The organism is Nostoc spongiaeforme FACHB-130 (assembly GCF_014698475.1).
Taxonomy (GTDB): Bacteria; Cyanobacteriota; Cyanobacteriia; order Cyanobacteriales; family Nostocaceae; genus Nostoc_B; species Nostoc_B spongiaeforme.
In genome coordinates this window covers 67,039-89,034 of record NZ_JACJTB010000022.1, presented here as the reverse complement: position 1 = coordinate 89,034, position 21,996 = coordinate 67,039, and the positions used below count along the sequence as shown (strand labels likewise).

The window sequence follows — 21,996 nt, the reverse complement described above, 5'->3', positions numbered from 1 at the left end:
TTACTCCAATTCCAATTGTTCTTGTCCAGCCAATATTATTAGGCAATATAAATAATTGTATTAGCCCCATAATAAAGACTAGCATCAAAAAAAACCCGATTAGTTTTCCAATTCGGATAAAAATAGGACGTATCCAAAGCATTAAGTAAAAAATTAAGTAGATAAAAACTCTTTTGATTGTCAAGCGTTTTATCATAACAAACATCTTTGTATATATATGAATTTAGAAGCCAGGAGTCAGAAGCGATACCCTGAGCTTATCAAAGGTTCAGAATTTAGAAGTAAGTAGGTGGACACGAAAATTTATAACTACGTCATTGCAAACGAAAAAAAGTGGAGTCAAGCAATCGCAAGGATTTTGAAAAATTTATGTTATGTTACATAGTTGGGTTTATTCGTACCCGCCTGCTTATTTAGTTAATTAGTAAATTGATTCATCAAATATTTCTTCTAATTCTTTAACCCTTCTGAATCCTGAATTCTTAAAAAACGTTATCTTCTAGGGTTGATTGATTGTGATTGTGATTGAGTGTGATTACTTTTTAGATAATCAGAAACTACCTGTCCTACTTCCTCCAAAGATTCAACATCTTTCTCTGTAGCTTGAGTAGTCAAACTATTATCTACCATGACTGCCCGACCATCTTTAGCGGTAACAGTAATGCTATCTCCTTTTTGGTAAAAATTGTAATTTTTACTTTCATAACTTCGGGAACCATCAGAGTTTTGATTTCCAAACAGACGCAGCATAGAATCTATACTTTTAGAAAAAGCTTTACCTTTAATTTCCATCACACTGTTAGTTACTTTTTCTACGTTCTCTTTGACAGTATGATTGACTTTTGAGTGTATATCACCAACTGCTTTAGTTACTTGCTTATGAACTGTATTTACTTCCTCAGAAATTTTACTTTGAATAGCACTTGTAGCAGCTTGATGACGTTCTATGCCATACTGAACTTCATTACTGGCTAATTGCTTAACTTCAGCAATCCCATCTTTTACTACACCTACTTGTGATTCAAACTCACTTTTAATAGCAGCTATTTGTGATTTCATCTCTGCCTTAACAGATTCCATTTGTTGATTAATCTGCTCTTTTAAAGCAGTGATTTGAGTCTCTAATTGAGCTTTGACTTTATCAACTTTTGGTGTCAGCGCAGTTTTTACTTGTTCATAAAGATTTTTAGCAGTATTCTTAGCCTTACTCTCAATTGAGTTAAGCCACTTACTTAGACTTTCATTTTTAACGACAGGAAGATTCTGTTTATTTATTGCCTCCAATCCTTTTTGTAATTGCTCAATGGTTTTTTGCTGTGTATCAAATGCTTGCTTAAGATTAGCTAAATCTGTTGATAGCTTTTGAGTAGATTCAACACTTGAGTTCTCTTGCTGAACAAACCTATCAATCAAAGCTTGCTGCTCTTGAACTTTTTGTTGTAAAGATTCTACTTGCTTTTGAAGACTTTCAATACTTGATGATTCCTCTACAGATTCAGCTTGCCGAGACTGTAGTTGAGTTTGATTTAATCCAAGTTTATCAGTTAAAATTTTTCCATCTTTAGCATGATAAACTTTCTGATTGCCTACCATTATCCGCACAGAACCTTTTAGATTTTGTGGGTCATTGATAGCAGTTTTAATTGTCTCAACCACTTCTGGGGTCATCAAATTTACAGAAATTTCACCATCAGAACCAATTTTATACTTTGCTTTACTACCAACATAAATTGATAAATTTTTACTGGTATCTAAGGATTGAAATTTACCCTTCTCTGATAACTTGTTTAAAATGTCATTAAGGATTTCTAGATAATCATGTTGCACTTGTTTAGCTTCAGACTTTATTTCATCCATGATTTTCTTACTCCTATAAGTGAATCAACAAGACTTGATGGACTTACTAATATATCTGGTAAAATAGCTCCTCCTAATCGATTAAGAATTACTTTCCCTTCAATTTCTATGTATGTCCATTGGTCATCAACTAAAACTGAAATTGTTTTACTCGTATCAGGTAAATTGGCTACGTCATAATCTTGTAGTTCCCCATTTACTATAAAAATATGAGGACTATCAGCATCTCCGTAGTAAACTTCAATAAATTCGGGAATATGATTTTCAGGAAATGGTGGTTCATCCCAATAATCAGCCGCATTCATTAGACTATTGCGATAAAGCTCGTTATTGGCTAAAACCGCAATATCGAAAGGTAACTTACTTAATGCTTTTAATTCATAATCAGAAAATTCAATCATGTATTTTTCTCCTAAATATTCTTCATTCTGTCATTAGCTGCCACATAGTTATCAACTATTGGTAGTAATCTTTCTGCTTCTAAACGCCGTCTTTCTAACTCTTCTCCAGATGGTTCGCGTAAAGTAGAACGTAAAATAATTTTTTGCTGCACTTCGTACCATTTCTTAATACTTTTAGCTACGCAGTTAACTGGTAAAATATTTTCAGGAATTTGCTCTAATAAAGGCAAGCCTACATCTTTACCAGAGCGAAAACCAGGACTGATAATTACTGCTCTACCAGGAGGTAAAGAATTAAATTGGCTAATTTCAAATAGTTTTCGGGTAGTATTTTGCTCAGAAATTGAAGTGCTTGCACCACCTTTACCGCCAAAGCTACGAGAGCGTTCTTTATGTCTAATTTGCTCATCACCTAAAAAGTTACTAAATCGTTCTGCTGCCACATCATCTTGTGGATTAAAGATTATTTTTGTAGCACAACCCCCAAATATTGCATTAGTAGTTTCTTTAGAATAAGCTTTCTCAAGTTGCGATAAATTTTGCAATCCTAATATAGAAATTAAGCCATCTTCACGGTTTTGATTGAGCCAATCTACTAAAGCAGGAAGATACAATGTTGGTAATTCATCCAATGCTAAAACTAAAGGATCTGTCCGTTTACCAGCTAAATTACGGGTACATAGAAGGTGCAGAATAGACACTAATAAAGGAGCAATTACATCTCTTTTCTCCTTATCCATACCAAACACCACCATTTTTCGTCCTTTTAAATCCAAGGGTATGTTTGTTTGTCCACAAAATGCAGAAAGCGTTGATGGAGTCATGAAGCGAGTAAAAAGACCACTTGCTGTACCCACAATACTCGCTGCTGTTTCTGGGCTACCTGCTACAGATAAGAATTGCTCAAAAGCCACTCTGACCCAAGGGTTTAAATCAGCTTGTTGAATGCGTTCAATCAACTTAGGTAAACTCAGAATCGCATGGCACATCATAATATCCGGGAAGTTTGTACCCTTTGCCAGCATGAAGATTGCTTGTGCTAACTGATCCCCTGCATTCACAAAAAATCCACTTTCGGAAGAGTCACCACCTGATGAGAGTTTAAAGTTTTTATTCAGGACGATCGCCAATTGCCGGGCCATCTCTGCATCAGTTTCGCTCCGCAGAAAATCTAGTGGATTAGCTACACATGACTCTTGAAATCCAGGGGCAAGAATCGACACCTCATATCCACGCATCGCAGCGTAACCTGCTATTTGAGGGGCTTGTCCTTTGGCCTCTTCTGTTGCTGATTTTTGTCGATCAAACTTAAAATCATAAAGAATGATTGGTATTCCTTGATCAATCGCAGACCAAAGCAAAGGATTAATCATTGATTTCGTCTTCCCCCCACCAGGGCCGCCACAAACAAAGATGCCTCGTTGGGCTTCCGGCAGATACAAAATTGAGCTATCTTCTGGAAGATTAATAATGCGTTTGTTACCTACCTCCTCAAAAGTAGCTCCTTTTGGAGTACCAACATAAAGAGCTACTCGGTTATGTTTGCGTTTTTGAATTAACTTCATGGCTAACTTCCGGGCTGCTGTTCTTTCTCTAGCTCCTGCCCACCTTGCCCTTGCTAGTTTGCTGGATCTACCCCTGCCGTCTAAAGATTTAGCTACTACTAATGCAACTATAGATATCAGCAATGCTAAACCCATTGGCGAATAGAAAGTAGAGACAAAGTTGCTCGGAAGAATCTGGTTACTAATATCCTGTTGGGTCTGGGTTGTTGCACTCATTACCTTGTCCCCACAACCACTAACTCATTTTCTCTCACAGGTATCCAAGGTACTGGCCCAATAAAGTATGGGGTACAGGTCTTGCCTACAAACGGAATATTGGCGCAAATCCTGAAAAACAAGCCAAAGTCTGCTGTTCCTTGTGATTCATTCACTCCTGTCAGTACAACCTTAAAGGCAGATCCGTAAACAAGTCTACCTGTAGGTTCTTTGCTACCATTCACCCGACCCAGTAGCCCAAATCCACCCTTAACCATTTGAGAACCAAAGGCCCAACGTTTCCCGTAAAGTTCCCCTTGTTGCCCAGCTAAATCGCCTAACTCCATATACGCACATTCTTGACGACTTTCGCAAGCGACAGGAATGGTTACACTACTACGGTTAACACTGCCAGATATAAAGTAGTCTGAGCCGACTTTTGTATCTCCTTGTTCCGCTTTTCCCAAAACTAACGATGCAATACCAACTACATTAAACTCTGCATCAATCGGTTGAGGCATTTTATCAAATGGGACTTTATTTAGCCCTGGTACTTGATTAATAAAACTCTGTTGCCAACCTGGAAATTTGGCTAATTGTGTTTTACTTAGCCCTGGTACTGAATTAATTGGGTAACGGCTCAAATCCAGCTTACCTAATGGTGTATTAGCTGCTTGAGGGTTAGACTGTAAGACTCGTAATAAATTACCACTTACAGCAATTTTTAAAGGCTTTTTATTTTTGATTTTTGACTTTGTATTATCTGCAACTGTTAAATTAATAATTCTTTTTTGAGCAGCAACTTGATTAAATAAATCATAAATCGGTGGTACTTGGCTGATATCAAGGTTCCCTAGTGCTGGAATTGCTTTAACTAAAGTGTTCGGGGTTTGCCATTGTAGCAATCCTAAGTCTTTCAGCGTCAATTGAGAAAAATCAATTGGTGCTATTGCTGATATACTTTCTAAACTGAAAGCACTCATCTTGAAAGCATCTTCTACATCTCCTAACATGACTATCGAATCTATTTTTTGTCCCGCCGACCAAGAACGCGAAGGATTATAACCGATTTTACTCACTAACTCTGGTGCAATATTTAGATATCCAGGCTGCCCAACTGGTGCTAAATTATCCCAGGTTATCTTTGACCAATCAGGTATTTTTGCTTCATATTGATGTAACGTGCGAGTTTCGATTGGTATTTGGGCTTGGGTTTGTATTGGCGTAGTAGCCATTAATATTGTTGAAATTCCTAATAATATTTTTGGAAAATTCAGCATTTATCTTCCTCTATTTATTAAGCTTTCAAATAATGCTGCTGGGACACCAGATAAAGAAATCGCTTCTTGTTGACTCTTGCCTCTACGTAATAATCGAATAGCATCTTGCAGTTTTCGCCAAGTCCTTGAATAAGGCTTAATTTCTTTATTAGTAACAGCTTGTGTTAGTCCATAAGCTAAAGCATTAGCATCATTTCTAGGAATTGAATTTCTCTCAGTTACTAACTTAGGTAAGGCTGGGTTAGTCGTTGAATTATTTGCAATATTTGTAGAACTAGGAGGCAAGCTGTTACTTCTCGTTTCTGTTCTTTGATGGGTAACTGGCTTGGCTATTATTACAGGTTTTTTGACGGTTACAGGTTTTTTTGGCTGTTGAACAGGTGGATTTGTTGTTACTAACTGAGGTGTTTTTCTACTTGTATTTAATATTGGTTGTCGCCTAAGTGGTGACGGTTTTTCAGATTCAGGGTGAATGATTAGACTTGTATAAGATGGTTTACCACTAGCTGGAGTTAGCTGAAATTGATAATGTTTATCTCCTTCTGCACTGGCCGTAATAATTGTAATTATTGTACTCCCATCTAGAGAGGTTGTTAATGAAGGAAAATTAATTGGCTTTATTTGTCTTATAAATAAGACTGTAGCTCCTCCTGTTCCGCAGCTTTCATCATTATTTGATGTACTGCGTTGACATAAATTCCCATTGGAAGTTAACGCAAATCTTGATGGATCTCCTAGCCAGACTTGCTTGATTTTTTCTCCTGTAGGTATGAAGTTAATCGTTAGTCCGTATCCTTTCCAAACTTTTAAATCAATTCCTCTACTACTGCTTGCTTGAGCATCTTGTGAATAGACGTTTCTCGCTGCTGGTAATGCTACAGATATACCAGCATTACAAACTAAAGTAGTCGCCAGTAGCACAGCTAAAGTTTTCATATTGAAATAGATTTATTAACAAAAATTTGTACTTGCTTACCAGCTTCAATTACAAAAACTTGTTGTTGCTGTTCTAGCCCTCGTAATTGCTGCTCGTTGGCAGTTTTCATTCTCTCTAAAACTTCATTAATACTCCCTTGAGCAAAGCCAGCCACTAAGTCTTTATCTGGGTTATCAATTGTCGTTGTTGTACCTAATGAGCTAATTGTTGTTTGTGTATTAGCTCGATTTTGTATCTCTGCTGCTTTCGATAATCCAGATAATAAGGATGCCATCAGTGACGCACCTAAATTATTTCCACCTTTACGAGATTTGGCTTTTAATAAATTGCCATCTTTACCTAATATTAAAATAGAATTTGTCGGCAATTGTTTTTCTAGGGTTCCTCCATTACTATTGATTAGTGCCGATGTCGCTTTCATTTGTACAACTTCCGAATTAGTCGTGCTAATAGTTGCTACAACATAACTACCCTTGGGTAAAACTTCAGAACCATCAAATCCTTTTAATGGTTGAGTTAATCGAATCAAGCTATTTTGTTGTTCCTGATTACTATTACTACTTACCCATGCGATCGGCGTTTCCATCACTCCGGTGGCACGAGTTCCTACTAATACTTGCTTGCCTCCATGATTAGCTGGTATTGAAAAAGACACATTTTGATTCTGATTTGGGTAAGAGCCATTGACTGGTTTTACTCCTATACCTCCTTCTACCTGAAGATTCTTTAAATCTGGTTGCTCATAGTTGCTTTCATCATTATTAGAAGAATAAATCCCCACATTTGAAGCTGCTATCCATTCCTGCATCGGGTCTTTCGCAGTAGGAGTAGACTTTACTGGTAATGGTCGAGAATTGTTCACTGCCGCTTGAGGTTGGGGAGTAGAAGGGGCAGGAGAAAATACCCTTCTAGGTGACACATTATCCGCAGTCTGATAACTTTTACTAGGTGCTTGGTAAACTTGGGGCTGTCTTGGGGTTACTGGCTGCGCTCTTACTGTTACAGATGCCGTAGTTGTTGGCTTTGCTATTGGTAATGGGGTTGCTGCTACCGCATTATCTTTTTTCACGATCGCCTGCAATTCGCTTTTCTGGGATGTAATTGCGATCGCTGTTTTTAACTCTCCTTTTTCGTCTTCTTCACTGCTTGCTTTAGTAGGCTGAGTTTTTGCAGTCCTAGTACTAGGTTGATTACTAGGGGAATTGAGAGCGTCTGTCAGTGAGCTAATCATTGCTCCAAAAATAATCACTATTACTAACACTCCTCCAGATATGGTTAATCCTTTTAAAATCGGATGTGACGCTACAGGACGAGTAGTGACAATTTCTTCTAGCTCATTTGGTGGTACATTATTCGTTGACTCAGCTGATGTTAAATCAGTTGTTGTAGCTTCTTTAATTTCTACCCCATTCATCCGTGCAAATTCTTCGCTACGATTGCCATTGCTGTTAGTAGCTGTCATTGCTGGGTTAGATTGCTCTTGCTCTACAATTTGGTTTGGCATAAAGCTACCTTCCTAAATCTAAGTCTTGAATTCGGTAAATCTCCATCCCTGCTTTTCGTGCGTTATAAGCTGCTAACATCTGGGCTGAAGGATTATTTGGTAATGGTGGAGTATCAATAGCTCTCACAAACACAGTTTTATTAAATGAAATTGCCTTGCCTGCTTGGTCTTTACCTTTGAAAATTACTAAATTAGCTACCATATCTGTTCGCCATTGACCTTCTGATATTTTTTCTGGTGGAGAGATATAACGAACTAACAAAGCCGATTGTGTTTCTCCAGTAAATACATCAGATGGTGTTAGTCCTGCTATTTCTCGTAAAAAACTAGCGCGAAAATCTTCTGATAATGTGAATCCTGCACCCCATGTATTTGTAGTTAGTTTTTTATCTCCTATTTGCACTCCAGAGTCTAGTTTTAAATTTCTTGGGTCTAAGTTTTCATCTGATTTTGGTACAGCATTCCAACTCATCAAATTCATCATAGTGCGACCAACAAAATTCATAATTGCTTGGTCGGTACGCTCTTTTGCTCCAATTGGAATAGCTCTAATCGGTGTTCCATCTTGTAGTTCTACTAAAGTTGGTTTATTATTAGCAATTTGTCCTAGCCTATTTGAAATAGTTAGGCAGATAAAAAACACAAATATTAAAATTACTGTTTGCCCTAGAGATAGTAAAGGCGTAAAGTTTATTTCTTTTTTATCAAGTAATCTCATCTGAATACTCTCCCTGAGATTAACCTGCCACTGCTAGAAAAACCGGAAAAGGTCGCCATACCTGCTCCCGCACCCATCGCTACAGCCAAAATTGGCGAGAGAATTGCTTGTACTAACTGCAAAAATAGAGGATTACTATTACTAGCATTGACAATGGAACTAGCAGCAATTCCACAAACTATAGAGTACGATATCAATACTAAAGTTAATGCCAACCATCCTGACATCCACGCATAAATAGGTTTAGCTCCCAAAGGTAAAAGTGAAAGCACTAGAAATATAGGCGCTATGTAGGCATTCATCAAAAATGATACTTGCACAACATATTGAAACCCTGCTTGCAAACCACTAAATATTATCCATACCAAAGTTTGAACGGCTGAGTTAATAAACTGTCCAGCGATATCCTTTGGATTCCAACTATTTGAATATGATGATAAGCCATATTTTTCTTTATACTTTTGAGCATTTTCTTTAGCTTGATTGATCTTTTCTTCTTTACATATCTCTCTAGGGTTAATTGCTTCCCCTTGGTCATTTACTCCGGTCTCCGGTCGTTTTTCACATTCTTGCAATTGCGCTTGAACTGAAAGTGCAAATGCCTGATCCATATTTGTTGTACGGATAGCATCTCTTAAAGTTACTCCATTTCTGGTTATACTTAGTACCCTATCGTTTAAGCTAACTGCTATATTGCGAAACATTAAAGATGTATTAGCTAATAACTGCCCATTATTAAGTGTCAACATTAAACAAACTATCAATGGGTAAATCATCTCAGTAAGAATTTCATTATTTAATCCTTCCTGAGTTAACCGAGAATACCAACTAACAGACCAGAAAGAAACCAAAATTACACCAAATAAAGCAGAAACTTTTACCACTGCTTCATAAACTGCACTTTGGCCATTAGCTAAATCTAACCAGTCTTGGTTAAAGGCAGAGACAACAATACGAGAGCCATTAATAGCTCCATCTACAATATCTTCTGCATTCGTATCTCCAGTTACTTGCAGCCAGTACAAAGTTAATTTAGTGATTAGCATTGTTCAATTCCCAAAAAGCATCAGCAAATGCGGCTGTATTTAAGATTTGTTTGGCACTGGAATTAGCTTCAGTTTGTTCTTTTCTAGAATTCTCGTCTAGCCTACTGGAGATATCACTCAAATTAATATTTGCTGCTGATAAAGCTCTCGTTTGTTTTTGTTCTTCACTATGAATCGATTTCGTCATAATGGCTGTTTGTAAATTTTGCATAGCCATTTTTTTCAAAATATCTTGAGTAATCACATCATTTTGTGATTCATCTGATAATGCCGATGAAGTTTCTACAGCGTAATTACTCATTTCAGCTTCTTGTGCTTGAGTTAGTTGTCCATCTTTACCTAAAACAGATCCAGATAGCCCATAAGTATAGGCTTGATGCCATCTTCTCTGAGCATTTTCACCTTCGCTCTGAGAATCAGTTTGAACTAAATCAGTATCTTTTTTTTGAATTACAGCCTTAATGTTTTTACCTGCTGCCAATGGATCTGGTATGCCCATTACTCCATTCGTAGAAGTGATGGCTATATCTAAATCGTCATCTTCATTTCCTTCTTTATCTTGATCATTAGAGTCTTCTGGTTTATTAGCAAATTCTTGTTTATATAAATCAATGTACGATTGCAAACTTATCATTACTTGCTGTAATTGTTGCAAGAATGAAGATTTCGCTGCAACTGGTACAGCAGAACAAACAATAAATACAGCTACAAAAAGGCTAAAAACTGCTATACGGTGGGAGATACGGGCTAACTTCAATTGGTTGAGTAGTTTCATATAAGTTCTCCAAAGAAACAGTAAAAGGTTGGGGAGAGCAAGCTGATATTACCTCTACTTTATTTCCTAAAAGCTTTTTACTAGTTACTATTAGTGGCTCTGGCGGATATTTTTCAGGCTGCTTTGCTAACCTTTCAAAAAATCTGCCTTCATATCTAGGTTTATCAGGTACCAAAGACACTGGTTTATCATATATCAATATATATTCTTTATTAGATTTAAATTGGGTTGTTATTCCCGGTTTATCTAATTTAATATTTAATTTACCTTGAGTTTTACTTGCATAATAAGCGGCTTTTAAAAGTCGATCACTTTGTACATATTGCTCGGCTAAATTCAACCGTTGCTGACAAGCTTGCTCCTTTTCGACAATATAGTTTTGATGTTGTTCTTTATTCCATTTCCAAACTGTAAAAGACAAACATGATGCTACAACTCCCACAATAGCTAACAAGACTTTATAGTTAGCAAATCTAGTTACTATTTCTATTTTTTTCATAATGGTTTACCTTGCTTAATACATTCCACATAGTAATTAGCAAACTCGGCTACCCATTTAAATTTATCCGGGTACATTGCTTTAAATTTGTCACGGGCTGCTTGTTCTTCTCGACTATTGGCTACTAATGCCAACATTGGATAAGAAGGATAGTAACGACAGCGCACATATTTTTCTTTATAATCCAATAACCACAACGTATATAGTTGTTTGAAGTTGGAAGAAAAACTTTCATTTTTACTAATAATCTCTTTTGGTATTCCTAAATATTCTGTGAAACTTCTAGCCGCCCCTGGAACTATACGTCCAATTAAACGGCAAGGCATATTCTGTAATATTTGCTCTCCTGCTTCTGAATTAGCAATCGACAGAATATCTTGAGCTGCTAACATGACACGACAGCCTCCTTTACGAGCAGTAGCGCACTTACGCCCTACTAGCCGTGATAATGCCGAAAAGCGTAGTAGTACGCTGGCTTCATCCATAAAGAAAACGCTATTGGGTGCTGATAGAGATTGGCGAGAAGCAGCGATATACGCGCTCATCCCTAAAACTTCCGCATCTTTGCTTAACTGCAAGTTAGTCAATGCAAAGGTAATCAGCTTGGCCTCTGTATCAAATGTAGAGGGGCGACAGATTGCTTTCCCAATACTGCTATTTTTCCAATATTGGAACCGTAAACGGATGTAATTCAATGCTCGGTCAACATTTTCATCTTCATAGCCCAATTTAATATGCTCTTTCGTAAAAAAGTATTCCATGTCTGCAAGTGTTGGGGTGTTATCCCAGGCCGCAGAACCCAATCCTGCTTTCTTTGCTTCAGCAAAGCGTCTTTGAATATCGAGATCATCGTAAAAGGCTTTTGTTCCCAATGGGATAAGTGACTCGATTGTCTGTGATAAAAATCCATCAAAATCTTGAGTTCCCAGAACTAATTGAAGCACAATTAAGTTCACATCATTTCTGTGAGCTTGAAGTCTATCTTTCCATTCTTTAACCGGGACTTTTGATAAGTCCAATGGTTGCACTAGATTATTAGATTCTTTGGAGATATCAAAATAAAAGCCATTGTGATACGGTGTATAGTCCCCAAATGTCCCTGTTCCGTCATCGTTCGGCAGATCAATCATTAGCACACTCATATCTTGAGCTTGACATTCGGCAATGATTGACGATACTAAAACTGACTTGCCTGAACCTGTTGTACCTAGTATTAATATATTTTTGGTTGTTGATAGGTCGATTTTGACTGGCGAATCACTTTCATCAGCAATTAACTCAAATCCTTTCTCATCTGCTTGGCTATTTTGAACTATATTAGTTAGTCCTAAAATTTCACTGGCGAAAAAAGCTAATCTTCTATTATATGGTCGCAACAATATCGGCTCTAATCTCACTAATAAGGTTTGCAACCATATTAGCCAAGCATATTCAACTTCACGGGTTAGCTCTGTCGGTTGTGTGACATACCCTGAAATCAATCGGCAAGCATCATCAATTTCTTCTGGTGTATCTCGATAAACCAGAACTATTAAGCTTAAATTTAATGGTACATCTCCCGTATATAACTGTCTTTGGGCTTCTACCGAGCGTTCCACATTTATTTGAGCAGAAACATCAATTGATTTTCTCTGCTGTACATTTATATCCAACGCTCTAGAGCGTTTTGTTATCATCTGCTGAGTAGCGCGTGTTATGCCTTTATCAGCCGGAGAAAATTCCGTGATTACTTCCACATCAAAAATATTGTTCCGCGAGAATATATCCCACAAAAAACGAATTTGATGTCTCGTAGAAGCAAAAATTTCCGGTTTTCGAGTCAGTACCATTACGCCTACATACTTATTACTTTCTCCTTTTGGTAAACATACCCATCGTTTATCAGCAAACGGTACACCTTTATTTAAAACTGTTGAGGTTAAGTGCGGCTGATTGATAATTTCAATGGGCTTGTCAAATCCAGCATTTTCATCAATTTCTTCTCTTAACCCTTGTTCATCAAATACCAATGTATGCGGGATGATTACCTCTTTAGCTCCGATATTCTGGCATAGTTCTTTCCATAAATCTTTGTCTGTTTTAGGCTGTGGTTTCAAGCCCATTTGAATTAAAATCTGCTGATATCTTAGTGAAGCTTCTAAGCCCTTAGTTAAAATTTGGGTTAGCCGTTTTTTCGTTAATTGATTTACTCCTGAATCTGTAAATCTTCTTTGTAAAAAATTTGCAAGTTTGACTAAAAATTTATCTACTGGGTCGGCGGTTTCTAATGCTTCTGAAGTTACAGTAAACGACCAATAAACATTTAATTTAATATTCTTTCTAGCTTTAGACTTTGTAAGCTGTTGAGTTCTTGCCAATCTTCCCCAATCTAAAAATTCGCACTCTAGAGAAGATGGATTCTCAATTCGCTGCATTAAATACTGTTCAGCATCGCTATCATCACAAAAAGAACTCCACCTAAAAGTAAGTTTTTCGCCTTGAGGAATTTCTTTACAACTACTTTCAAAGGCTTTGGCTAATGCCTCTATTTCTTGTTCTGAGTTGAATATGGGATGAATCCCAGTGCATGAAAAACCAAATATTAACTGTAAAGTATTGCTACTTTCAGCCAGATTTTTTTTACTTAATAAATAAGCCCCAATCAGATACGAATCTTTTTTTAGTCTGACTATTGTTGTTAAATCTAGCCAATCTTCAAAAGGATTGAGAACTTTTGGTTTAGATGAACGTGTTAGTTTTACTCTTTTCGTGCCTACTTTCTTTTTTAACTGCGGCGATGTATAGGTTGCATATCCTCTTGTCCATCTTGGGACAACTGGATACATCTTTGACCAGTAAATGTGTGGTCTATCACCTGATAGTAATGCAACTGATAAGCTCACCCATATAGAGCAGCCAAGTCCCCAAAAAATATTTATCCCAATAATTAAATATAGTAGTCCGAAGACCACACAGAATGTACCAGCAAAAATTACAAACTGTCGGCCCGTAAATGGGCCAAACTTTGGGCTTTCGCCTAAGCTCTGATTGACTGTCCTAATTTCTTCTCTCATAGAGCTTTCAGCAGTTATTCAAAATGCACATATATCCATATCCCCTGATCAATAAGGGAATTATGCAAAACTTATCTCAGGCTTAACTATTTCCAATTAGTTACAAATGCCGTTACCAAACAATAAAGATTGGAATAATACGATGAGTACCACAGCTATGAAAGTAAATATCGGCTGCTGTATGACATTGCTTACTTCTTCTCCTCGTCCATAAGCTGCTACTCCTTGGAAAACCGAGAAGCAGAAGTAACCAAACAAAACTATTGTTAATCCTGTAAATAAAATCATTGGCAAGTTATTCAGCACTACGCTATTAATTCCACCACCAACTGAAGCACCACGAATCATACACTCCATCGCTGTTCGGGCATTAGTAAACAATTGGGCTTTTGCGGGTTTTGATTCCAATGCTATTAGAATTGTTGTTGCAACTGATACTAATTGCCAACGTACTTTAAACAACCACTGAACTATACTTTTTGAAGCTCTGTTTTTATTCAGCATAGATTCTCCAACCAGAGTGGTATTTACTGGAAAGTGCTTTCTTTGCTAAGTGAAAATTTTGACAGGCTTTTGCACTATTAGCTAATGTGCAAGCAATAAAACAACTTTAATATGAATATTATAAATTGAAGTATACAGCAGAAACATTGCAAATTGCTATTTATTAAATTATCAGGTCTTATTCAGATATCTAACTTTTGATAGTTGAGAGTTAAATATTAATTATGAATTTGTTAGCTAATAAAATAATTGCATAGATAGAAATCAATAGTTGTTATTTATAAAGTTTAAAAACTTGTTCCTACTGCATATATATTGATTGTTAGATAATTCCTTTCTCTCAAAATGTCTTTTTTGTTACTCCATTTCGACCCAAAATCTCTAGCCTGAGTCAAGGATCACCTCAGACTCAGGCTAATCTTACTGCGATCGCTTGCCCCAAATGTACTTGCGATCAATTTAAAGTTTTTTTGATTCAGCAAAATGAAAAAGATGAAGCCCGACCGCAGTTGCAGTGTACTTTTTGTGATCACATCTTTTTCGCTTAATCAAATTAGGGGTTATATTTACAATTTTTCTCTCATCAGTCAATCTGACAACTGCGCGAATAGAGCAAGCGTTTTCTCCACTCCTCCTTTTCCAGTAACGCCCCCCACAAATTAAACTCAACTGCACGTTTAGCGAAAAACAAACACGAATGACTTAACTGTTCGAGCAGTTCATTTGCTTGTGCTACTGATAAAGTTGGTAGAGGTTCAACTGTGGTTTTCGTTGCTGCATCTGGACAAAACTGACGTATTACCCACAACACACTCATATCTTGTGTTAGGTTTCCATCTAAAGAATAAGTGCGATCGCTCTGGTCATAATTGCCTTGTTGTTTGATTTCTCTATGGGTTGCATATCCCCACACTCTGACTATTCCATCCTCAGCATTCACTTGTACTGCTAAATAATAATCGCCTGCCCAAGAAGGAATATCTATCCATTCCTGGGGGATGCGAAGTTCGGTTTGCTCAATTGCTTCGCTAGGAATCAATACTACTCTTGTAGATTCAAAATCTATAGCCGTACCATTCACGAATTCCCAGCAGCTATTGATCCATGAGGCTTTCATTCCCCATCTCTCTTCTAGCTCTGGTAGAACTGCTAATAAAGATAGCTGATTGGTATAAGCACTAAAACGAGTAGCGGCTGTGCCTAAACACTGAACTTGATCCCAAACCTTATCTTGTTGCCCTGGTGGAACTTCTAACACTAAATCCATCGAACACCTCTGAGTAAGTTTCTAAAAAGGCGAAAGAAACAAACAAGACGTAAGATAATTCCAGCAACTTCGATGTAGTCATCCGCCATTATCTAATCCTTGCTAATGGCTTTGCAACGAATAATTCTTTTTGTACCACTACTGGATTCAACTGTAAATTTCTTCTTGGATCTAATATTTAAAGTGGTATTAGTAATCGCGTGGCTATTCGTTCTCTCACTCCTAAAACTGTTTGTACTGTTTGTACTGTTTGTACAATTTTAACTGTTTATACTGTTTATACTTTTTACCACCTTTCCAGATAGTCTACCTGTTTTTACCTCTTCTAGACTATTGATTGCTTCACCTAATTTTAGGGACTTCCAGAGAATAAATTATCCAATTTATCTACTTCAGAACAACTGTTTTTCCCCCTGCTCCCTTGCCATTAAAGTGATTGTATGTTTTTTTAATTGGAAGTCCCTTACGTAAAATTATTTGTACAGTTTATACTATATAAACAGTTTATACTTTTTGTTGCTTTGCAGAGGGTCTACCTGTTTTTACCTTTTCTAGACTATTGATTGCTTGTACTAATTCTTCGTCAGATAAAGATTGTAAGATATGGAGTCCTGCGCGAACGACTTCACTTTTTGTGACATTGACTGCCGAGTTTAAACATCGCTGCCTAATTGTTGTGATTAATTCATAATCTCCAGACGGTAGCGTGAAACTATCACGAATTACTTTTTGTAGTTGGGCTGGTTCTACTATGTCCTGTGGCTGAGATGTCGTCAGTTGGCTAGAATTCGACTCTGTTTTCTCTTCTAGCAATCTCTCTGCTTTTTCAAAACGGCTTCTCACGGCTTCATCTTCAGCTTTTAATGAATTTGTCAAAGCTGATTTCATACTCTTCTTTGTCATAACTCCTCTGCAATCAAAAAATTTAGGTTAGCCAAAAACTAAGTAAACTATTTTAACAATATAAATTATTAAAACTGTATATACTTTTTACCAATTCTCTCTTGTATGTCACAATATCAATATTAAACCCTATAAAAACTATAAACAGTAAAAACTATTTATATAGTTTAAATCATTAATACGGTTAATTCTATGACAGCTAAAATCATTGCCGTTGTCAATCAAAAGGGCGGCTCAGGAAAGACAACTGTTACTATGCAGGTTGCGGGTGCGATCGCTCGACGCAGCAACAAAGTTCTTGTCGTTGATGCCGATCCGCAAGGGACAGCTACACGTTGGGCTGCCTCAGCAGAAGACGAAACCCCCTTTCCTGCTGGCGTAATTGGATTGAGTGCTGCCAATAACAAAGTCCACCGCGAAGTCAAGAAATTTATTGATGATTACAACTACATCATTATTGACTGCCCTCCTGCTGCTGATTCCCCTGTGCCGCAAAGTGCGTTGCTGATTGCAGACCTGGCTCTTGTGCCAATCATCCCTTCACCATTGGATATGTGGGCAGCAGTTGGTATTCGACAGGTTATCCAGAATGTAGGTGATTTTAATGATGCCTTACAGTCCCGGCTTGTCTTGAACCAGTGCCAACCAAAAACAACCTTGGCCCAAGAAACTTTGGCAGTTTTACCTGAGTTTGGGATTCCCTTAGCCAAGACGCAGATACAGCATCGGCAAGTCTATCGTCAATCTGCTGTGTTTGGTCAGACAGTGCATAATTTCGGCAATAAGTCCTCAGCCGCCATCAAAGAAATAGAGCAACTGACGGACGAGGTTTTAAGAATACTGGATACTAAGCATTAAAATAGTTAAAACTATTTATATAGTTTATTTCGTTTATATAGTTTATTTCGTTAAAAACCAACTTGAACGCGCGTAATTCTGGTATTTTGCAGAATACTGATAAAATACTGCAAAATTAATGTCAATCATCTTATGATATCTCCCCTAAACTTTAAAGAAGTTTCTATCGTATTGAATCGTTTTTTTGTCAAGCAACTTACTAAGTCAGATATTACAGTTTATGAATATAATTGCAGCTTCAATCAAAACCCCGAAGCTGGAGAAGAGCAGAAAGCGATCGCTAGAATTTGCTACAAGCTTGGGACTCCTGCAATTCGATTAGGTAATAAAATTATTACCAAAACCCCCATCTATTCAGATTACTCGCAAGGAGATGGTTGGAAAGTAGAGTTGATTGGCGAAAGAATTTTGGATTGCACCAATCCTGCTGAACGGAAGGGAATTGAGCAGTTAGAAAGAAAAATACTAGAGAATGGACTAAAAAAATGGAGAAACAAAACTTCAATTGAAAAAGCTCCTGAAGGTGGGTTAATTTGGTGGGTTACGGGGGAAGAAGGAACAGAAAAATGTGGTCAAGGCTGGGAAATACACAAAGGGAGAAGAATAGATGTCAGTATTGCCATCGATTCTACACTTTACTTAGAAGTAGACTTACATCATCACTTTTATACGCCTTGGACACTCCATGAATGGCAAGATGAATACCCTGATGCACCTATTAATTATGTACGCAACACATACAAGGACAAAAATCAACAATATATCAGTTGGCAATATGAAGATGTTTCCGACCAAGAGCCAGAGAAATTTATTCTAAAAGATTTAGGAATAACGCTTGCGGATTATCATCGCCGAATAGGAGCTACTGAAGAAGAAATTCAAAACTCTCGTGTTGTCTATGTAAAACGAGCTAATGATTGGAAACCACAATTAACTGCTCACCTATCTCGTCGGCTTTCACCTTGTTTGACGATGGAGATGTTAGCTAGTGTTGCAGAAATATCTGACCTTAAAGAAAAGCAAAATGTACAAGAAGTATTTGATTATGTTAAAAAGTCTTTAGATGTTCGCCTGAAAGAATCAGAGAAAACAGCCAATTTAATTATTGAAAAAGTTTATCAAATTTCTACAATCTCTCCAGCGTCGGTTGTAACTGGATACATTCTACCTTCAGGAAAACTCTCTGGTAAAAATGGAGAAGTCGATAAAGCTGGTCAGGTTCGCTATAAAGGTTGTGTAAAAGTTGGAGAAACTAAGTTTGGCTGTCTTAATCTCCATAATGATTTGCCAAAATATCCCGATGAGGTTGAAAAGTGTCTCAAGGAAATAGCGAAAAATAGTGGTGCTGCAATTGAATATGAATCTTATAAAACATTAAAACAACTGCCGCAAGATGATTTAGATCGACAAATGTTTTGGCAAGAATGGGCGCAAACTGGTGTACAAACAATTCTGGTTGTTGCTCCTTGGCTGCCCAATACTCGTAAGAAGCAAATAAGAGTTGAGGCATTACAACATGGCATTGCTACCCAATTCATGTTGCCTTTGCCAAAGGCTAATGCTTATAAGGCTATAAATGTAGTTTTGGGATTGCTATGCAAAGCCGGATGGCAAACTGTACGCTTAGAACCATTGGATCATCCTCAAGCAGCAGATTTGATTATTGGTTTTGATACCGGAACAAACCGTGAGCTTTATTATGGCACATCAGCTTTCGCGGTACTGGCTGATGGGCAAAGCTTAGGATGGGAACTACCTGATGTGCAGAGAGGAGAGCGTCTTTCAGGACAAGCAGTTTGGCAAACAGTCTCTAAGCTCATTCTCAAATTTCATAAGATGTACAATCGCTATCCCAAACGGTTGTTGTTGATGAGAGATGGATTAGTTCAAGAAGGAGAATTTCAACCATCCATAAAAGGACTACAGCAGAAAGATATTGCTGTTGACCTTGTGGGTGTTCGCAAAAGTGGTGCAGGAAGAATGGGGTGTGAAGTTTATCATGTGTCAGAAACACTATATCGTGATGCCCAAATTGGTAGTGTTGTGTTTATGCAAGAAGAGCGTTCTTTTCTCTTAGTAACAAGCAAACCAATAGAAACAAAGACAAAACAAATTATTGGTAGTGCCAGACCTCTACGGGTTGTTCATGAGTATGGTAATAGCCCTCTAGAATTATTAGCCTTGCAAACATACCACTTAACTCAATTACATCCTGCTAGTGCTTTTAGTTCTTCCAGGTTGCCTTGGGTTCTGCATTTGGCAGATAAAAGTAGTAAAGAATTTCAGCGTATTGGTCAAATTGGTATACTCCAAAGTCTTAATCGAGAGAAACTAATTGCTGTCTAAATTTTGATTGCGTTTTTTGGCTTTCGGTGTATTTCGTTTATCCTGTTTGGCTTTGAGGCTTGTTCTGCACCTAAAAATGTTTAAGTGCCATTATTTGAATTTTGTTGAGAAGTATGCTTTGAATCATAATGTGAGAAAAATTTTGATCCATAAATTAGAAAAGAGTTAACGAAATTTCAGGCTTTTGCGCCAATCACAAAATTTAATTTTGCATTCACACATGAGAGAGAGTTGAAATTCTGAAGCATAAATAAAGAATGAGTTTAAAAAACACAATTGGACAAAACTTGCACAAAAAATCTCTCTTAAAATTGCTCTAACTTAAACTTTCAATTCAAAATATGGTTCAAATGCCCATGTTATGGTTCAAAACTTTTGTTTTAGTAGATATCTGAGTAAAAATCAAATATTTCATTGTCTAAGCGATCGCTCTGTTGCTGGGCGATCGCTAACCTCAAATCGTAGCTGAATAATAATGATAATCAAGCCAAATAATTGATACAAACGTCGCTCGTATCAATCTTTGTATCCCTTACACGATAATCATTATTAGTAAAAAAACTCGAATATTAAAAGTGAACTATAAACTGGATACTTATTTCTGAAGCATATCATGAGTTAAAATCTCAATTTTTAGTTCAAATCACAAGAAGCAGCATAGATATTTTTAAAAGGCGATCGCATCTTGTACGCTACCCGGTACTGTGCGATCGCACTTAGTATCTTGGGGCTGCTTTCTGTTTTGCTCCATCCAATATCGGCATAATTCCCATCGGGAAGTTTACTGTCAATCTGCTGTGTTTGGTCAGACAGTACATAATTTTGGCAACAAGTCCTCAGCCGGCTTTTCAGAATTGGAGGGACTGATGAGGTTTTAGGAATACTAAATATTAAATAGTAAAATAGTTAAAACTGTTTATATAGTTTATTTTGTTTATATAGTATTTATGATTTATATAGTTTATTTCGTTGAAATTCAACCCAGACTGTAGCACTTATAACTGAAAAAAGAGCAATCGCACATGAGAGTGAATGCTCTTTTACAGGGATAATAAAGTTCTACAGCATTCAAAAACTTAGTAATTAATTTCTTACCAAAGGTTATCACAAGTCAAGATATAACAAAGTTTTTGAGAGCCAGTATTGAGCAAGCATATTATTCACTATGAACTAGAGTATATCTCCTAAATCAATCAGATTTTAGGGGATATTGCCTAATAATTTCGTCGATCCAAGCTCGATACTCCGGCAGCGACCCCTTAACAGTATCGTAAAAGTCGCATTCAGCTTGAATTTCTGCAAGCCAAGCTTCATCATTTTTGGGTTTTAATCCAAATTCCAATGCCAAAACCTCGAAATACTCAAGGTCTTTTATCCTAGAGTCATGTTCTAACAAAAGGGGATTGGACAATATTAAATCTTCCATTTCCGAATACCAAAGCGAACTAATCTCCAATCCTCATAAGGGTTTAAGATGCAGGAGATTTGCTAAAAAATACTATATAAGGATTGGTTCAACTCCTGCAAATCCAAGCGTACCTCTAAGTATGTGCGTTGCTATTGGTACTCAAGTACCCAAGGCAGTACTCGGATTTGGTCTGGTTGAGGAATTGTAGAGTGAAAGCGATCACTAACAAGCATTTTCGTTCAAGGAAAAAACCCATACAATCGCTTTAGTGGGCTGCACCACACACAACAACTGTGTATGATCCAAATGTGGGACAAGGGGCAAGTGATCGCTGATCATCAACATTCAAACAAGAGTTGTCACGGCTTTCAGAAATATAATACACAATTTAACAGTGAAATCACTTACAAGCTTAATGACTTAAGTAAAAATTTCTAGGAAATTTACCGGATTACAACAAGCTTTAGCGCGAGTAAGATGTAGCAAATTACATATTACTTGCTACATAGGGTGGTGAGTTTTGAGCTAGATGACCATCAAAAAGGGGTTAATAATTAATCAACCAGATGTTGGTAAGCTCATCCGTGAAATTCGCAACCTGATGGGTCTTACGCAGGAGCAGTTTGCTGCATCTTTAGGTGTTACATATTCAACAACTAATCGTTGGGAAAACGGACGATCTAAACCATCGCCATTGGCTATGCAAAAGATTGAACAGATGTTGAATGAAATGGGCGAACAAGGACAAAAACTTTTGCTGAAGTATTCGTCTAACTAATTAAGCATTAAGCATTAAGCAATTAGTTAGACGAAAAATTAAACCATACTTGCTCGGTTTTGTTGTGGGCGATCGCTGTAATAAGACGATTGCTGATTTGAT

General features: G+C 37.2%; 18 protein-coding genes. 3 read left to right on the top strand and 15 right to left on the bottom strand.

What is annotated here, in order from left to right:
• Positions 1 to 492: 492 nt before the first annotated feature.
• From H6G74_RS17135 to H6G74_RS17070, 14 genes are all read right to left on the bottom strand, one after another.
• Entirely contained in the window at positions 493 to 1,857 is a 1,365-nt protein-coding gene (locus H6G74_RS17135) for a hypothetical protein (protein ID WP_190968808.1), read from the bottom strand.
• Entirely contained in the window at positions 1,845 to 2,258 is a 414-nt protein-coding gene (locus H6G74_RS17130) for a hypothetical protein (protein WP_190968807.1), read from the bottom strand. Before H6G74_RS17130 ends, H6G74_RS17135 begins: the two co-directional genes overlap by 13 nt.
• 11 nt (positions 2,259 to 2,269) lie before the next feature.
• A complete protein-coding gene (locus tag H6G74_RS17125; protein ID WP_190968806.1) occupies positions 2,270 to 4,039 on the bottom strand; it encodes a type IV secretory system conjugative DNA transfer family protein in 1,770 nt (589 codons plus the stop codon).
• Positions 4,039 to 5,298 (bottom strand): hypothetical protein, encoded by a 1,260-nt coding sequence (locus tag H6G74_RS17120; protein WP_242051262.1) that lies wholly within the window; start codon positions 5,296 to 5,298, stop codon positions 4,039 to 4,041. The genes H6G74_RS17125 and H6G74_RS17120 overlap by 1 nt, the downstream gene beginning before the upstream one ends.
• On the bottom strand, positions 5,299 to 6,234 hold the full coding sequence (locus H6G74_RS17115; protein ID WP_190968805.1) for a hypothetical protein: 936 nt from the start codon (positions 6,232 to 6,234) through the stop codon (positions 5,299 to 5,301).
• The gene (locus H6G74_RS17110; RefSeq protein ID WP_242051261.1) at positions 6,231 to 7,739 is read right to left on the bottom strand and encodes a TrbI/VirB10 family protein; all 1,509 of its coding nucleotides are present in this window, start codon (positions 7,737 to 7,739) and stop codon (positions 6,231 to 6,233) included. Before H6G74_RS17110 ends, H6G74_RS17115 begins: the two co-directional genes overlap by 4 nt.
• Before the next feature lie 4 nt (positions 7,740 to 7,743).
• Positions 7,744 to 8,457, bottom strand: coding sequence for a hypothetical protein (locus H6G74_RS17105; protein ID WP_242051260.1), 714 nt, complete (start codon positions 8,455 to 8,457; stop codon positions 7,744 to 7,746).
• On the bottom strand, positions 8,454 to 9,503 hold the full coding sequence (locus H6G74_RS17100) for a hypothetical protein (protein ID WP_190968804.1): 1,050 nt from the start codon (positions 9,501 to 9,503) through the stop codon (positions 8,454 to 8,456). The genes H6G74_RS17105 and H6G74_RS17100 overlap by 4 nt, the downstream gene beginning before the upstream one ends.
• On the bottom strand, positions 9,490 to 10,278 hold the full coding sequence (locus tag H6G74_RS31225) for a hypothetical protein (RefSeq protein WP_242051259.1): 789 nt from the start codon (positions 10,276 to 10,278) through the stop codon (positions 9,490 to 9,492). The genes H6G74_RS17100 and H6G74_RS31225 overlap by 14 nt, the downstream gene beginning before the upstream one ends.
• Positions 10,220 to 10,777, bottom strand: coding sequence for a hypothetical protein (locus H6G74_RS17090; protein ID WP_190968803.1), 558 nt, complete (start codon positions 10,775 to 10,777; stop codon positions 10,220 to 10,222). The genes H6G74_RS31225 and H6G74_RS17090 overlap by 59 nt, the downstream gene beginning before the upstream one ends.
• On the bottom strand, positions 10,774 to 13,602 hold the full coding sequence (locus H6G74_RS17085) for a helicase HerA domain-containing protein (RefSeq protein ID WP_242051258.1): 2,829 nt from the start codon (positions 13,600 to 13,602) through the stop codon (positions 10,774 to 10,776). The genes H6G74_RS17090 and H6G74_RS17085 overlap by 4 nt, the downstream gene beginning before the upstream one ends.
• Positions 13,603 to 13,926: 324 nt before the next feature.
• Positions 13,927 to 14,334 carry a hypothetical protein gene (locus H6G74_RS17080; protein ID WP_190968801.1) on the bottom strand — a complete coding sequence of 136 codons (408 nt, stop codon included), beginning with the start codon at positions 14,332 to 14,334 and terminating at the stop codon, positions 13,927 to 13,929.
• A gap of 583 nt (positions 14,335 to 14,917) precedes the next feature.
• Complete coding sequence (locus tag H6G74_RS17075) at positions 14,918 to 15,601, bottom strand: DUF1822 family protein (RefSeq protein ID WP_190968800.1); 684 nt, start codon at positions 15,599 to 15,601, stop codon at positions 14,918 to 14,920.
• A gap of 504 nt (positions 15,602 to 16,105) precedes the next feature.
• Positions 16,106 to 16,504 (bottom strand): hypothetical protein, encoded by a 399-nt coding sequence (locus H6G74_RS17070; RefSeq protein WP_190968799.1) that lies wholly within the window; start codon positions 16,502 to 16,504, stop codon positions 16,106 to 16,108.
• A 192-nt stretch (positions 16,505 to 16,696) separates the two neighbouring features.
• Here H6G74_RS17070 and parA point away from each other — a divergent pair, with 192 nt between their 5' ends.
• Together parA and H6G74_RS17060 are read left to right on the top strand one after the other, a co-directional pair.
• Positions 16,697 to 17,362, top strand: a complete 666-nt coding sequence (gene parA, locus H6G74_RS17065; RefSeq protein WP_190968798.1) for a ParA family partition ATPase — start codon at positions 16,697 to 16,699, stop codon at positions 17,360 to 17,362.
• A 132-nt stretch (positions 17,363 to 17,494) separates the two neighbouring features.
• A complete protein-coding gene (locus tag H6G74_RS17060) occupies positions 17,495 to 19,708 on the top strand; it encodes an argonaute PAZ domain-containing protein (protein ID WP_190968797.1) in 2,214 nt (737 codons plus the stop codon).
• A gap of 1,189 nt (positions 19,709 to 20,897) precedes the next feature.
• Here H6G74_RS17060 and H6G74_RS17055 read toward each other — a convergent pair.
• Positions 20,898 to 21,134 (bottom strand): hypothetical protein, encoded by a 237-nt coding sequence (locus tag H6G74_RS17055; RefSeq protein WP_190968796.1) that lies wholly within the window; start codon positions 21,132 to 21,134, stop codon positions 20,898 to 20,900.
• 511 nt (positions 21,135 to 21,645) lie between these two features.
• Between H6G74_RS17055 and H6G74_RS17050 the strand changes: the two genes are divergently transcribed.
• The gene (locus H6G74_RS17050; protein WP_190968795.1) at positions 21,646 to 21,894 is read left to right on the top strand and encodes a helix-turn-helix domain-containing protein; all 249 of its coding nucleotides are present in this window, start codon (positions 21,646 to 21,648) and stop codon (positions 21,892 to 21,894) included.
• Positions 21,895 to 21,996 lie beyond the last annotated feature (102 nt).

Coding starts and splice junctions, on each gene's coding strand:
- H6G74_RS17100 (WP_190968804.1), bottom strand. CDS start 9,503: ATGCTAATCACTAAATTAACTTTGTACTGGCTGCAAGTAACTGGAGAT.
- H6G74_RS17135 (WP_190968808.1), bottom strand. CDS start 1,857: ATGGATGAAATAAAGTCTGAAGCTAAACAAGTGCAACATGATTATCTA.
- H6G74_RS17105 (WP_242051260.1), bottom strand. CDS start 8,457: ATGAGATTACTTGATAAAAAAGAAATAAACTTTACGCCTTTACTATCT.
- H6G74_RS17060 (WP_190968797.1), top strand. CDS start 17,495: ATGATATCTCCCCTAAACTTTAAAGAAGTTTCTATCGTATTGAATCGT.
- H6G74_RS17110 (WP_242051261.1), bottom strand. CDS start 7,739: ATGCCAAACCAAATTGTAGAGCAAGAGCAATCTAACCCAGCAATGACA.
- H6G74_RS17055 (WP_190968796.1), bottom strand. CDS start 21,134: ATGGAAGATTTAATATTGTCCAATCCCCTTTTGTTAGAACATGACTCT.
- H6G74_RS17075 (WP_190968800.1), bottom strand. CDS start 15,601: ATGGATTTAGTGTTAGAAGTTCCACCAGGGCAACAAGATAAGGTTTGG.
- parA (WP_190968798.1), top strand. CDS start 16,697: ATGACAGCTAAAATCATTGCCGTTGTCAATCAAAAGGGCGGCTCAGGA.
- H6G74_RS17090 (WP_190968803.1), bottom strand. CDS start 10,777: ATGAAAAAAATAGAAATAGTAACTAGATTTGCTAACTATAAAGTCTTG.
- H6G74_RS17070 (WP_190968799.1), bottom strand. CDS start 16,504: ATGACAAAGAAGAGTATGAAATCAGCTTTGACAAATTCATTAAAAGCT.
- H6G74_RS17130 (WP_190968807.1), bottom strand. CDS start 2,258: ATGATTGAATTTTCTGATTATGAATTAAAAGCATTAAGTAAGTTACCT.
- H6G74_RS17125 (WP_190968806.1), bottom strand. CDS start 4,039: ATGAGTGCAACAACCCAGACCCAACAGGATATTAGTAACCAGATTCTT.
- H6G74_RS31225 (WP_242051259.1), bottom strand. CDS start 10,278: ATGAAACTACTCAACCAATTGAAGTTAGCCCGTATCTCCCACCGTATA.
- H6G74_RS17050 (WP_190968795.1), top strand. CDS start 21,646: ATGACCATCAAAAAGGGGTTAATAATTAATCAACCAGATGTTGGTAAG.
- H6G74_RS17080 (WP_190968801.1), bottom strand. CDS start 14,334: ATGCTGAATAAAAACAGAGCTTCAAAAAGTATAGTTCAGTGGTTGTTT.
- H6G74_RS17115 (WP_190968805.1), bottom strand. CDS start 6,234: ATGAAAACTTTAGCTGTGCTACTGGCGACTACTTTAGTTTGTAATGCT.
- H6G74_RS17120 (WP_242051262.1), bottom strand. CDS start 5,298: ATGCTGAATTTTCCAAAAATATTATTAGGAATTTCAACAATATTAATG.
- H6G74_RS17085 (WP_242051258.1), bottom strand. CDS start 13,602: ATGTATCCAGTTGTCCCAAGATGGACAAGAGGATATGCAACCTATACA.